Consider the following 13,416-nt stretch of genomic DNA (forward strand, 5'->3'; position numbering starts at 1 on the left):
GGGGGAGGATTTTCGAGACGTCGTTACTTCTTCACCCAGCCGCCATCCAGCGGCTTCCAGTACTGGCCGGGGGCCAGGCGGGCGTAGAGCTGCTTGGCGGTGGCTTGGCCGGCGGCCTCGGGCGTCGCGCCGGTCTTGGCGGCGATGTCCTTGTAGGCGGCGGCGCGGCCGGTGTTGATCTCGGCCACGGCCGAGCGCAGCCCGGCGTCGCCGCCGGCCACGATGCCCAGATAGCCGTCGGCCTGTTCGCCGACTGTGCCGGACACCTTGGCGGCGTCCACGGCGGCCTTGGCGGCGGCCGATTGGGCCATGGCGGGGGCGGAAGCGGCGGCGAGGGCCAGGCCCATCGCGAGAACCGTCATCGTCTTGCGGATCATGTCGGTTCCTTTCCTAGAAGAGGTTGGGGTTCTGCTGGATCAGCGTCTGGACTTCCTTGTCCAGTCGCACGCGCACGTCGGCGTCCAGCTTGGCGTAGATATTGATCGGGTCGACCTTCACGCGGACGGTGGGCGTGCAGGCGGCGGCGCCGAGCGCTCCCGTCGCGACTAGGGCCATCAAGAGGGCGCGCTTGTTCATGCGTCTGGTCTCCAATTCGTCATCAGGTTTGGCCGGTCACGGTTGAACGGGACCTGAACGGGGCGGGGTCGCTGCGGCGGCTTCCTCTGCGAACGAGCGGCGCCATGCGGCCAGAAGCTCGTCGAAGTTCAGCGACGTGTCGAGGGTAAGGTCGACCGGCGTCTTGGCCGGCAGGGCGATACGCTTGTCGAAGGCGCGGCCGCGCAGCAGGTCCAGGATCCCGACGCGGGCCTTTTCGGCGACCTTCGGGTCGTGCTGGCCCTTGATGTGGAAGAGGACGCCTAGGCGGCCTTTGTCGGTGCTGTTCACGCCAGCTTCCAGCTGTTCGAAGGCCAGGTTTTCCATGGCCTGGTAGGCGAAGTCCTGGATGGCGTTGACCTGAGCCGGGGCGGCTGGCGGCGCGCCGGGGGCGTCGGCCGGGCTGGCGGCGACATTGGACAGCACCGCCCGCGAAAGCTCGATGCGACCCGGCCGGATGGCGTGGATACGGCCCTCCTGGAAGCGCAGGCCCTCGGGGCCGAAGGTGAAGGGCAGGCGGCCGTCGACGACCGCCTCGATCTTGACCCGCTCGGCCAGGGACGAGGCGGCGACCACTTCGCCCAGGTCCAGGTGTTCGATGACGATGACGCCGCTCATGGTCTTGTCCATGGCCAGGGGCACGTCGATCGGCTCGATCGAGATCCGGCCCTTGGCGGCCTCGAAGGTGGTCTTCGAGACATGCAGCGCCTCGGCGCCCAGCTGGAACACCGACTCGATCGCGGTCAGCGGCACCAGGGAGTCGATCTTGACGATCTTCATCGTCTGCCCCGGGGCGGTGGTCAGGGGCGCGAGGCTGTTGAACTCGACCGCGCCGTCCAGGGTGGCGACGAAGCCGATCGGGCTGGTGAAGTCGATCCTGTCCGCGACCAGGCGGCCCCGGCTGGTCGCGCCCTTGGCGTCCCACGCGAACACCCCGGTGAAGCTGGCCGGGCCCTTGGCGTCCCGGGCGAAGGCGGCCATCGGCGACAGCTCGGCCGGTTGCAAGCCGCCGGGGGCGAAGGCCAGTTTCGAGGCGTCGATATCGGCCTGGCCCTTGCCGGTCGCCACCACGTGGCGCAGGCGGATCTCGCCCAGCGGCTCGCCGACCGGCGTCGCGGCCCGGAAGGTTCCGCTCCAAAGGCCGCCCGACAGGGTCAGGCCGCCCTTGGCGAGAATGGTATTGAAGCGGCGCTCAGGCGCGGCGTCGGTCACGGCCCCGCCGTCGACCCGCACGGTTGAGCGCTCGAAGCCCTGGACGCCGCCGAAGGTCGCCTCGCCCTTGATGTTCTGCAGCCGCGCTTCGGCGACCGCGAGCGAACCCTCGCCGGCCTCGAAGCGCAGGGCCGCGTTCCAGCCGCCGGCGCTGGCGGTCACCAGCGGCGCGCCGGCCGGGCACACCGAGGCCTTCAGGTCGGTCACCGGGCTCTCGCCCAGGGCATAGGTCTTGGCCGTCACAGGGTCGCACTTGGCGGTGGTCAGGGTGAAGCGGCCGCCGGCGATCCGCGCCTGTCCGTCGATCGCGCCCGAGACGCCTTCGATCGGCGGCAGGTCGAAGCCCTCGACCGCCAGGGACAGCGGCGAGGTCACGACCCCGCCGGCCATCCGCCAGTCGGCCGCCGTGGCTTTCACGACGGGCAGGCCGCCGCCGGACAGGGCGACCCGCAGCGCGCCACGCGCGCCGTCCGGGCCGGCGTCCAGCAGCAGGCCTTTCGGCGCGGCGGCGGTCAGCACCACCCCATTGGGCGCGGCGAGGCGAGCCTCCCTGGCGAGGGTCACCCGCGCGCGGCCGCCCTTCAGGTCAAGGCCCACCGCCGGCAGCGACAGGTCGAAGGTCCGCAGCGCCTGCGACAGCGGCTTGACGTAGGCGGGGTTGGGAATGAGGGCCGCCAGGCGATCGGCGTCGGGGCCGGAAACGCCGCTGCGCCCCCCGGCCGAGCCGTTCAGCGCCAGGGCCAGGCCGTTCGGGCCTTGGTCGATCCGACCCTTGGCGTTCAGCCGCGCCGACGACAGGGCCAGCGCCCCGCCGGCCAGCCGCGCGGCGCTCGCGTCGATGCTCAGCGGCCCGCTGGCCGTGACGCCTTGGCCGTCAAGGGCGAGCCCCAGATTGTCCGAGCCGACGCGGGCCGCCAGGTCGCGCAGGGCGGTTCCCGAGGCGACGGCCTCGCGGGCCCGCAGTTCGGCCTTGGCGGCACCGCGCGCGGTGATCCGGCCTTGCGAGCGACCGGCCGAGACTTGGACCAGATCCAGCGCCAGGCTGGCGTCGCGCGCGTCCAGCGACGGGGCGGTCAGGCGGGCGCCGCGCAGGGTGGCGCGCGACCGGCCCAGGAAGGCGAAGGTCTCAAGCCCGCCGTCGATCCGGCCGGCGACGGCGAGGTCGCCGACCATGTCCTCGGCCTGGCCGTCGCCCAGCCGGCCGCTGTGGGTCCGCACGGACAGCCGGGCCTCCAGCGGACCGCTGGCGGTCTGCTTGACGAGATCGGGATAGGGCAGGTCGGCGGTCAGCTTGGCGCTGGCGTCGGTCAGGTCGGCGGCCTCGGCGTCCAGGCTGGCGATGGCCAGGGCGATGTCGATGGTCAGGCGGTCGCCGCGCTTGCGGGCCGAGACGGTCGCGCCTCTGCCGTCGATCGCCAGGTTCGAGACCGCGTAGCGCAGCGGGGCTAGGCGGCCGTCGAAGCGCAGCAGCTGGCCGTCGTCGAGACTGGCGTCGCCGGTGATCCGGGCGCGGCCGCCGGGCGTGGAGAGGTCCAGCCGCGCGTCCTCGACCAGGATGGCGGGGCCGGGGACATTGGGTTTGCGCGGTGACTTCAGCGCCTCGTCGATCAGCGGCTGCAGGGCGCCGAAATGCAGGCGGCCCTGTTTGTCGACGCTGGCCATGACGCGCGGCCGCACCAGGCGCACGGCCTTGGTCTGGATGCCGAAGGCCTCGCCGTTCCAGGGCGCGGTCAGGTCATAGGCGACCTCCAGCCGGTCGGCGGAGAAGACGGGGCTGTTGCGCGGGCCCAGGCGGACCTTGCCGGTGAAGCCGGTGGAGTCGAGATCGTCGAGTTCGACGGCCGCCTCGATGCCGTGGTCGCGCAGCCAGCTCTCGGCCAGTTCGCGGCTGATCTCGCGGCGGCCCGACCAGACGACCAGGCCCGTGGCGATGAAGGCGAGCATCGACAGCGACAGGGCCTCCAGGCCCAGATCGACCAGCCGTTCGCGACGACCCCAGGCGCGCTTGGCCGGGGACTTGGTCGCTTGCGAGGTGGCGGTGTCGGTCGAGGGTTCGGCCATCAGGTCCTGAAGTCTAGTTCCCTAACTAAAGCCCCCCGGCCAAGCTTTAGGTTCCTACTTCGAAAAGCCCAACACGTCCTGCATGTCGTAGAGGCCGGGCGGCTTGCCCCTAACCCAGACGGCGGCGGCGATGGCGCCGCGCGCGAACAGGCCCCGGTCTATGGCGGAGTGCGACAGGGTCAGGCTCTCGGACTCGCCGGCGAAGATCACGCTGTGCTCGCCGATGATGCCGCCGCCGCGCACCACGGAGAAGCCGATCGCGCCGTCCTTGCGCGGACCGGTGACGCCGTCGCGGCCCCGGTCGGCGACTTGTCCGAGACCGACTCCGCGCCCGTCGGCGGCGGCCTCGCCCAACATCAGGGCCGTGCCCGAGGGGGCGTCGATCTTGCGCTTGTGGTGGGCCTCGTAGACCTCGATGTCCCAGTCCTCGGCCGGCAGGGCGGCGGCGGCTTGGCGCACCAGGCCCATCAGCATGTTGACGCCCAGCGAATAGTTGCCCGAGCGGACGATGGCGATCTTGGTCGCGGCCGCGTCGATGCGGGCCAGCTGCTCGATGGAAAAGCCCGTGGAGCCGATGACCAGGGCCGGCCCGCCCTTGGCGGCGGCTTCCTCGGCGAGGGCCACGGAGGCTTCCGGCAGGGTGAAGTCGATCACCGCCTCGGCCAGGCTCAGCGCGGTTTCGCGCGCGACCAGTTCGCCGCCTTCCGAGCCGGGGCGATCGAAGCGGGCGGCGACGGCGGCGTCGCTCCGGCCCTCCAGCGTCTTGGCCACGGCCTGACCCATGCGGCCGTTGGCGCCGGCGATCGCGATCTTCACGGGCTGGGACAAGGAATTCTCCGACACGAAGCGTACTCAGGCCAATCGCCCATTCCGCCCCTCAAGGTCAACCTCGACCCCATTTTCCGAAGGTCGGCGCGGTTTACGCAAGGCCAATCCCAACAAGCATTTGCTGGGATTTTCGCATCCTACCCCGGTTGTGAGGCCCGGCGCCCGCCGCTACGGTGACCTCATATAAGGGCGTGTTCGCATCGTTCGGCGCGTCCCCTCTCTCGACTTGCGCAGCAGGATGGAAACGCCGGATGAGCGACGCGGAACGTAAGACCTTCACCGATGCGGAGGCCTTGGCCTTTCACCGCTATCCGCAGCCGGGCAAGCTGGCGGTGACCCCGACCAAGCCGATGGCCACCCAGCGCGACCTGTCGCTGGCCTATTCGCCCGGCGTCGCCGTCCCCGTCCACGCCATCGCCGCCGATCCGGACATGGCCTACGAGTACACCTCGAAGGGCAACATGGTCGCCGTGATCTCGAACGGCACCGCCATTCTTGGTTTGGGTGATCTCGGCGCGCTGGCCTCGAAGCCGGTGATGGAAGGCAAGGCCGTCCTCTTCAAGCGTTTCGGCGACGTCGACAGCATCGACATCCTGGTCAGCTCCAAGGACCCCGACGAGATCATCACGGTGGTCAAGAATATCGGGATCACCTTCGGTGGGATCAATCTCGAGGACATCAAGAGCCCCGAGTGCTTCCGCATCGAGACCGAGCTGCAGGACCTGCTCGACATCCCGGTGTTCCACGACGACCAGCACGGCACGGCCATCATCTGCGCCGCCGGCCTGATCAACGCCTGCCACATCACCGGCAAGAGGCTGGAGGACGTGAAGGTCGTGCTGAACGGCCCCGGCGCGGCCGGCATCGCCTCGATGGAGCTGATCAAGGCCATGGGGGTCCACCCCCAGAACGTCATCGCCGTCGACTCCAAGGGCGTCCTCTACGAGGGCCGCACCGAGGGCATGAACCAGTGGAAGAGCGCCCACGCGGTCAAGACCGACAAGCGCACCCTGGCCGAGGCCGTGGTCGGCGCCGACGTGCTGCTTGGTCTTTCCGCGAAGGGCGCCTTCACCCCCGAGATGATCGCCTCGATGGCCCCCAACCCGGTCATCTTCGCCATGGCCAATCCCGACCCAGAGATCACGCCTGAAGAGGTGCACAAGGTCCGCAAGGACGCGATCATGGGCACGGGGCGGTCGGACTATCCCAACCAGGTCAACAACGTCCTGGGCTTCCCCTACATCTTCCGCGGCGCGCTCGACGTGCGGGCCCGCCGCGTCAATCACGAGATGAAGATCGCCTGCGCCCAGGCCCTGGCCATGCTGGCGCGCGAGGACGTGCCCGACGAAGTGGCCGCCGCCTATCACGGTCGCCAGCTGAAGTTCGGCCCCAACTACATCATCCCGTCGGCGTTCGACCCGCGCCTGATCTGGTACGTGCCGCCGTTCGTCGCCCAGGCGGCCATGGACACCGGCGTGGCCCGCAAGCCGATCGCCGACATGGACGCCTATCGCGCCAGCCTGGCCCAGCGCCTGGATCCGACCGCTGGCTTCCTGCAGAAGATCTCGAACTCGGTCCTGGCCAATCCCAAGCGGATCGTGTTCGCCGAGGGCGAGGATCCCAGCGTCATCCGCGCCGCCTATGCCTACCAGACCGGCGGCTACGGCCGGGCCATCCTGTGCGGCCGCGAGAACCTGGTGCACGAGAACATGCGCCTGGTGGGCCTGGATCCCGAGACCGTCGACCTGGAGATCGTCAACGCCCGCCTGTCGGACCGCAATCCCGACTATGTCGACGCGCTCTACGCCCGCCTGCAGCGCCAGGGCTATCTGAAGCGCGACGTCCAGCGCCTGATCAACCAGGACCGCAACAGCTTCGCCGCCTCGATGGTCACCCTGGGCGAGGCCGACGGCATGGTCACCGGCGTCACCCGCAGCTTCGACCAGGCCCTGGAAGAGGTGCTGCGCGTCGTCGATCCGGCCCCCGGCGGCCGGATCATGGGCATGTCGGTGGTGCTGGCCAAGGGGCGGACGATCTTCGTGGCCGACACTAACGTCACCGAGCTGCCCGAGGCGGACGAGATCGTCGAGATCGCCTGCGAGGCCGCCCGCGCCGTCAAGCGCCTGGGCTTCAAGCCGCGCGTCGCCTTCATGAGCTATTCGACCTTCGGCAACCCGATGGGCCTGCGCTCGGAAAAGGTGCGCGAGGCCGTGGCCATGCTCGACGAGATGACCGTCGACTTCGAGTACGAGGGCGAGATGCCGCCGGAACTGGCCCTGGATCCGGAAAAGCGCGCCAACTACCCGTTCATGCGCCTGACCGACAGCGCCAACATCCTGATCATGCCGGCCATCCACTCGGCCTCGATCGCCACCAAGCTGGTCCAGTCCCTGGGTGGCGCCACGGTGATCGGTCCGGTGTTGCTGGGTCTGTCGAAGTCGGTGCAGATCGCGCCGCTGTCGGCCTCGGTGTCCAAGATCCTGAACATGGCCATGATGGCGGCCTACGACCAGCCGGTCGACGAGGCGGCGGAGTAAGCTTCACCACAACCACCGCGACAGGGCGTCGCACGGCCTTACCGTGGGTGTCGCGCGCGCCTATCTTGGTCCTGTCGGCGAGAGTAGGCCGACGCGTAAGCCCTCCGGCCGGCGCCGTCCCCTTGCGGCGCCGGCCGGCCCTTATGCCTTCTTTTCCGCCTTGGCCTGTTTGCCTTGCGGATAGATCGTCTCACCGCGCTCCAGCATGGCGACGAAGTCGGCGATCTTCTTCTTCCGGCCCGCCTCCGTTTTCAGATTGTGCACCCGGAACGCCAGGGCGAAACGGTTCTGGGCCGACAGGGTCGCCAGCATCGCCTTGGCCTTCGGGCTGGCCTCGATCGCGGCCAGCAGGTCGCCCTCGATCTTCATGTCCCGGCTGCCGCCATAGGCGCGATCCCAGCGGCCGTCGGCCTTGGCGGCCTCGACCTCGCGCAGGCCGTGCGGGGTCATCCGGCCCTCGTCGATCAGCCGCGCGACGTTGTCGACATTGATCTGGCTCCAGATGCTCTTCTTGCCGCGCGGCGTGTAGCGCTGCAGGAAGCTCACCTCGTCGAAGCCCTTGCGCACCCCGTCGATCCAGCCCCAGCACAGCACGACGTCGATCGCCTCCTTGGCGTTGATCGAGGCCAGGCCCGAGCCGACCTTGTGGATCTTGATCCAGACCTCGGGGGCCTTGTCGTGATTTTCGCCCAGCCAGGCGTAGAAGGCGTCGGCGTCGACGAATTCCTGGACGTGGGCGGGGTTGACCGTGATCGGGGCCATCGGAGTCCTTGGCGGGGAGGGTGAGCACGGAGCTTGAGCGCGCTCTGTCCCCGTTGTTCTCCGAACAAAGCCGCGCCGGATCAACGCCTTCCGAAAAAGATCAGCGCCAATCATCCGCGCTGAGAACCACTCCCGTACTCTTCCCTGCCCCCGTCGCGGGAGGAGGGCGCTTGGATCCGGCCTTCCGGCCACCTCCTCCTTGGGGGGAGGATAGTCGGCGCCCGCAGCACATTGACTCCCCGGCGCGCCCCCGTATTTTCCGGCCCGTTCGCGTGACTGGCGTTGAAGGTGGGAAACCACCGGGGAGCACGAACCTCATAAGCCGCGCGCCTGGGCTCCGTTTTCCGTTTCACGAAACCATAGGAGTCCGCCGTGCCCGCCGCCCCAGACTATCCGTCCGCTCCCGATCTCGTCGCCCCCAAGCGCGCCCTGCTGTCGGTCTCCGACAAGACCGGCCTCGTCGAGGCCGCCCAGGTGCTGCACGCCGCCGGCGTCGAGCTGGTCTCGACCGGCGGCACCAAAGCCGCGATCGCCGCGGCCGGGATCCCGGTCAAGGACGTCTCGGACCTGACGGGCTTCCCGGAGATGATGGACGGCCGGGTCAAGACCCTGCACCCGGTGGTGCACGGCGGCCTGCTGGGCGTTCGCGATGCGCCCGAGCATGCGCAGGCCATGGCCGACCACGGCATCGGCGGCATCGATATCCTCTATGTGAACCTCTATCCGTTCGAGGCGACCGTCGCGAAGGGCGGCAGCTACGCCGAGTGCGTCGAGAACATCGACATCGGCGGCCCGGCCATGATCCGCTCGGCGGCCAAGAACCACGGCTATGTCGCCGTCTGCACCGATCCGTCGGACCTCTCCGAAGTGCTCGAGGCCCTGAAGGCCGGCGGAACGACGCTCGCCTTGCGCCAGACCCTGGCGGCCCGCGCCTATGCCCGCACGGCGGCCTATGACGCGGCGATCTCGGCCTGGTTCGCGTCGGCCCTCGGCCAGGACTTCCCGGCCCGCAAGGCCATCGCCGGCGAGCTGCGCCAGACCATGCGCTACGGCGAGAACCCGCACCAGAAGGCGGCCTTCTACGCCTTCCCGAACCCGCGCGTCGGGGTGGCCACGGCGACCCAGCTGCAGGGCAAGGAGCTCAGCTACAACAACATCAACGACACCGACGCGGCCTTCGAGCTGATCGCCGAGTTCGACCCGGCGGCCGGTCCGGCCGTGGCGATCATCAAGCACGCCAACCCTTGCGGCGTGGCGGTCGGCGGCTCGCAATGCGAGGCCTATGAGCGGGCCCTGGCCTGCGACCCCACCTCGGCGTTCGGCGGCATCGTGGCCGTGAACTCGCGCCTGACCCGCGAGGCGGCCGAGGCCATGGTCGAGATCTTCACCGAGGTAGTCATCGCCCCGGAAGCCGACGACGACGCCATCGCCGTGTTCGCGGCCAAGAAGAACCTGCGCCTGCTGGTGACGGGCGGCCTGCCCGACCCGCTGTCGACTGGCGACACCTTCAAGAGCGTGGCGGGCGGCTTCCTCGTCCAGTCGCGCGACGACGCCCGGATCAAGGCTTCGGACCTGAAGATCGTCACGAAGCGCCAGCCGACCGAGGAGGAGATCCGCGACATGCTGTTCGCCTTCACCGTCGGCAAGCACGTCAAGTCCAACGCCATCGTCTACGCCCGCGCCGGCCAGACCCTGGGCGTCGGGGCCGGCCAGATGAACCGCAAGGACTCGGCCCGGATCGCGGCGCTGCGGGCCGCTGATTTCGGCCTGGACCTGAAGGGCTGCGCTTGCGCCTCGGAAGCCTTCTTCCCGTTCGCCGACGGCCTGATCCAGGCGGCGGAAGCGGGGGCGACGGCGATCATCCAGCCGGGCGGCTCGATGCGCGATCCGGAGGTCATCGAGGCGGCCGACAAGCTTGGCCTTACAATGGCCTTCACCGGGGTGCGAGTGTTCCGCCACTAGCTATGTCCCTCAACGCTCATCCCCGCGAAAGCGGGGACCTAAGCAGAGGGTCCGGAAAGGCCGCTTGGGTCCCCGCTTGCGCGGGGATGAGCGAAGAAAGGGAATGGGCTCGATGTTGAGCGCGAATTGGGGAACCGAGGTCGCCCGACACTCCCGCGTGTTCAAGCCGGCGGGGCTGGGGCCCTTCCCGGTGGCGCTGATCCTGCACGGCTGCGGCGGCAAGACCCCGTTCCTCGAGGAATACGCCCGGACGGCCGTCGCGGCCGGCTGGGCGGCCGTGGTGGTCGATTCGCTGAAGCCCCGGGGCATGTCGACCCTGGACGCCAAGCTGTTCGTCTGCACCGGCGTGGCGCTGCAGGGGCTGAAGCGCTCGGCCGACATCTTCGCCGTGATGACCTGGCTGGAAGGCCAGGGCTGGGCCGACGCCAGCCGGGTCTTCCTGGCCGGCTGGAGCCATGGCGGCTGGTCGATCATGGACGCCTACGCCGTGGGGGTGAACGCGGCCCGGGCCACCGGGGTGACCGACGCCGACCCGGTCAAGCTGCGCCAGCGGGTCAAGGGCGCGCTGCTGGTCTATCCCTATGCCGGTTACCCTTCGCTGACCTCGGCCAGGGGCTGGGGGCAGTGGGGGCCGCGCGTCTGGTCGGTGCTGGGCGGCAAGGACCAGGTGGTCGGCCACAAGCTGCCGGGCAAGGCGCTGGATCGGCTGACGCGCGACGGCCTGCCGGTGGACCGGGTCTTCTACGCCGACGCCACCCACGCCTTCGACGACGACAAGGCCAACGATCCCCGGGCCCGCTACCGACCCGACCTGTTCCAGGAGGTGCGCGGCTATTTCGGCAAGGCGCTGACCAGCTGCTAGGCGGGTAGCGGCTCCGGCGTGGGGCGGCGCAGCGGGGTCGGGCCGCGATAGAGGCGACGCCAGACCCACTCCAGCGGGCCCATCTCGAACCGGTCCATCCACCAGCGCGACCACAGGATCTGGACGATCCAGACGGCGACGGTGATGAGGGCCAGGCCCGGGCGATCGACCTCGCCATGCAGGTTCAGCCCGCGTCCGCCGTAGAAGAGGACGACCATGATCAGCGACTGGGTCAGGTAATTGGTGAAGGCCATCTGCCCGACCGGCGCCAGGACCCTCGGGATCACCGACCAGGCCTTGGACCGGGCCGCGAACACCATCAGGGCCACATAGGCCAGGGTCGTCAGCGGGGCCAGCATCCACTGCAGGGCGACCGAGATCAGCCGCAGCGGCCTCGGCAGGCCGAGCAAGGCCTGGGCGAGGAACAGGCCGCCGACCACCACCGAGGCGGCCAGGCCGACGAGGAGCAGGCGGCGATAGAGGCGGTCGGAGGCCTCGCCGGTCAGCACCCCGGCCTTGAAGCAGCCCAGGCCGATCATCATCAGGCTGGTGGTCATGATGAAGATGATCGGCTCGGCCGTCAGGAAGGCCAGGCGGTCCTTGGCGTTCTGGACAAAGGACTGGACGAAGCTCCCGCTGTACTGGGCCTCGGCCAGCTTGCCGATCGCCGCCTCCTTGGCGGATTCCAGGGCCGCTTGGGCGGGATTGTGAGGCATGAGAATGGCGATCGTCACCCCGACCAGCATCAGCCCGGTGAAGGCCGTCCAGATCGTCGCGCCCGTGCGGATCAGCTTTCGCGGCTCCCAGGAGCGACACAGCATCACCGCGAAGCCGGCCAGGGCGTAGCTCAGCAGAACGTCGCCGAACCAGATCGCGAAGCCGTGCAGCAGGCCGAAGGCGACCATCCAGGCCAGGCGCTTGCGCAGGATCGCGCCGCGCTCCAGGTCGGACCGCTCGCCGCCCACCAGGAAGATCGAGACGCCGAACAGCATGGCGAACAGGGTCACGAACTTGCGCTGGAACAGCCACTGGGTGACGACCCAGACGCCCAGGGTCGCAGGACCCGTCCCATGCGGCCAGTTCGCGGCCGACTCCGAGACCGGCGGCGGCACGGCGAAGTCCGGCGCGTTGCACAGCAGGATCCCCAGGACCCCGAGGCCCCGCAGCGAATCCAGCAGAACGATGCGATCCTTGGTCATGAACTCCCCCTCGGACGGAGCCTGCCCTGTTCCGCGTCAGCCGACAACGGGAGCGCGTCGCGGCGCCGTGGCCAGAACGACCGCGCCCAGGGCCATGAACAGGGCCGAGACCACCACGGCGATCCGCTGGTCGCCGACCAGGCGGGTGCCGACGGCGATGACCAGCGGGGCCATGAAGGCCGTCGCCTTGCCCGACAGCGCATAGAGCCCGAACCACCGCCCCGTCTCGCCCGCCGGGGCCAGCTCGGCCATCCAGGCGCGCAAGCTCGACTGCGCCGGGCCGAAGGTGAGGCCGACGAACAGGCTGAAGAACAGGAACATTCGCTCGGGCGTACTGGAAAACAGCGCGCCGCCGGGCTGGGCGGGGGCGACCGGGATCAGGAAGAAGATCGTATCCTTGCCGACCAGCCCCACGCCCGTCGCGCCGAACAGGATGACGCCCGTGGCGATCAGCACGGTCAGCTTCGAGCCGATCTTCTGGTCGACCCGCCCGCCGATGAAGGTGCCGATCCCGGCGGCCACCGACAGCAGGATGGCGTAGAGGCCCAGCTGCGTCGTCGTCCAGCCGAACAGCCCCGCCGCCAGGACGCCACCGAAGGCGATGAAGCTGGAAATGCCGTCGCCCAGCAGCATACGGCCGATCAGGAAGCGCAGCATGTGCGGCTTGGATGGCAGGCCGCGGATCGTCTCCCACAGCTCGGCCAGGGGCTTGGTCCCGCCCGCCGCCGGCGGTTGCGGGGCGATCAGCATCAGCGGCCAGGCGAAGGCCAGGAACCACAGGGCCACCATCGGCCCGACGATGCGGTCGGGCTCATGCAACGCCTTCGACAGGCCCAGCATCGGGACCTTCGGCAGCGAGAAACAGAAGAGGACGATGAAGAGGGAGATCAGGGCGCCGACATAGGCCAGGGCCCAGGCGGTGCCGGAGAGCCGGCCGACCTGTCCCGGCTTGGCCACCACCGGCAGCAGGGCGTTCATCACCGTCACACCCAGCTCGGCCGAGACCCCGGCCACGACCAGGCAACCCAGGATCAGCGGGATGCGCGAGAGCTCGCCCGGAACCGCCCACCAGAGGGCGGCGCTGGCGATCACGAACGGGAAGGCCAGGCCGATCAGCCAGGCGCGCGGATTGCGCCGGGCGTCGACATTGGCCCCGACCATGGGCGACAGGATGGCGATCGCCAGGCCGGAGAGCGCCCCGGCATAGCCGAGCAGGCTCTGGCCCCGGGCCGCGTCGCCGACAAAGCCGGCGGCGAAATAGGGCGTGAAGATGAAGGTCGCGATCAGCGCCCAATAAGGCTGCTGCGCCCACTCGTAGGCCGCCCACGCCACGCGCCGACGATCACCTTGGTCCATCCCTACGCTCTCCCTACCGCCTCCCCTCCGTACGGGAGAGGAG

At 69.6% G+C, this 13,416-nt stretch carries 10 protein-coding genes and 1 riboswitch; of the genes, 3 read left to right on the forward strand and 7 right to left on the reverse strand.

All coding sequences use genetic code 11. From position 1 onward, the window contains the following. Positions 1-23: 23 nt before the first annotated feature. From AC1RRV_RS07890 to dapB, 4 genes are read right to left on the reverse strand one after another with little or no spacing between them, the layout of a single operon-like run. Complete coding sequence (locus tag AC1RRV_RS07890; protein ID WP_492859043.1) at positions 24-377, reverse strand: YdbL family probable chaperone protein; 354 nt, start codon at positions 375-377, stop codon at positions 24-26. Positions 378-390: 13 nt separating this feature from the next. Continuing rightward, positions 391-576, reverse strand: coding sequence for a YnbE family lipoprotein (locus AC1RRV_RS07895; RefSeq protein ID WP_492859044.1), 186 nt, complete (start codon positions 574-576; stop codon positions 391-393). 36 nt (positions 577-612) lie between these two features. Continuing rightward, a complete protein-coding gene (locus AC1RRV_RS07900; RefSeq protein WP_492859045.1) occupies positions 613-3,867 on the reverse strand; it encodes an intermembrane phospholipid transport protein YdbH family protein in 3,255 nt (1,084 codons plus the stop codon). Positions 3,868-3,921: 54 nt separating this feature from the next. Beyond that, the gene (gene dapB / locus AC1RRV_RS07905; protein WP_492859046.1) at positions 3,922-4,695 is read right to left on the reverse strand and encodes a 4-hydroxy-tetrahydrodipicolinate reductase; all 774 of its coding nucleotides are present in this window, start codon (positions 4,693-4,695) and stop codon (positions 3,922-3,924) included. Between the two features lie 251 nt (positions 4,696-4,946). On the opposite strand from dapB, the gene AC1RRV_RS07910 reads away from it, so the two are divergent. Continuing rightward, complete coding sequence (locus tag AC1RRV_RS07910; protein ID WP_492859047.1) at positions 4,947-7,232, forward strand: NADP-dependent malic enzyme; 2,286 nt, start codon at positions 4,947-4,949, stop codon at positions 7,230-7,232. A gap of 141 nt (positions 7,233-7,373) precedes the next feature. Here AC1RRV_RS07910 and AC1RRV_RS07915 read toward each other — a convergent pair whose 3' ends face one another. After that, complete coding sequence (locus AC1RRV_RS07915) at positions 7,374-7,994, reverse strand: YdeI/OmpD-associated family protein (RefSeq protein ID WP_492859048.1); 621 nt, start codon at positions 7,992-7,994, stop codon at positions 7,374-7,376. Positions 7,995-8,256: 262 nt separating this feature from the next. Next, positions 8,257-8,337: riboswitch (ZMP/ZTP riboswitch) on the forward strand. A 29-nt stretch (positions 8,338-8,366) separates the two neighbouring features. On the opposite strand from AC1RRV_RS07915, the gene purH reads away from it, so the two are divergent. Continuing rightward, positions 8,367-9,956 carry a bifunctional phosphoribosylaminoimidazolecarboxamide formyltransferase/IMP cyclohydrolase gene (gene purH / locus AC1RRV_RS07920; RefSeq protein ID WP_492859050.1) on the forward strand — a complete coding sequence of 530 codons (1,590 nt, stop codon included), beginning with the start codon at positions 8,367-8,369 and terminating at the stop codon, positions 9,954-9,956. 112 nt (positions 9,957-10,068) lie between these two features. After that, positions 10,069-10,818, forward strand: a complete 750-nt coding sequence (locus tag AC1RRV_RS07925; RefSeq protein ID WP_492859051.1) for a dienelactone hydrolase family protein — start codon at positions 10,069-10,071, stop codon at positions 10,816-10,818. Here AC1RRV_RS07925 and AC1RRV_RS07930 read toward each other — a convergent pair. After that, positions 10,815-12,017 carry a DUF418 domain-containing protein gene (locus tag AC1RRV_RS07930; protein WP_492859052.1) on the reverse strand — a complete coding sequence of 401 codons (1,203 nt, stop codon included), beginning with the start codon at positions 12,015-12,017 and terminating at the stop codon, positions 10,815-10,817. The genes AC1RRV_RS07925 and AC1RRV_RS07930 overlap by 4 nt on opposite strands. Positions 12,018-12,053: 36 nt before the next feature. Then, positions 12,054-13,373 (reverse strand): MFS transporter, encoded by a 1,320-nt coding sequence (locus AC1RRV_RS07935; RefSeq protein WP_492859053.1) that lies wholly within the window; start codon positions 13,371-13,373, stop codon positions 12,054-12,056. Between the last annotated feature and the right edge of the window lie 43 nt (positions 13,374-13,416).

The sequence above is a fragment of the Caulobacter sp. GW821-FHT11E10 genome (assembly GCF_058808375.1).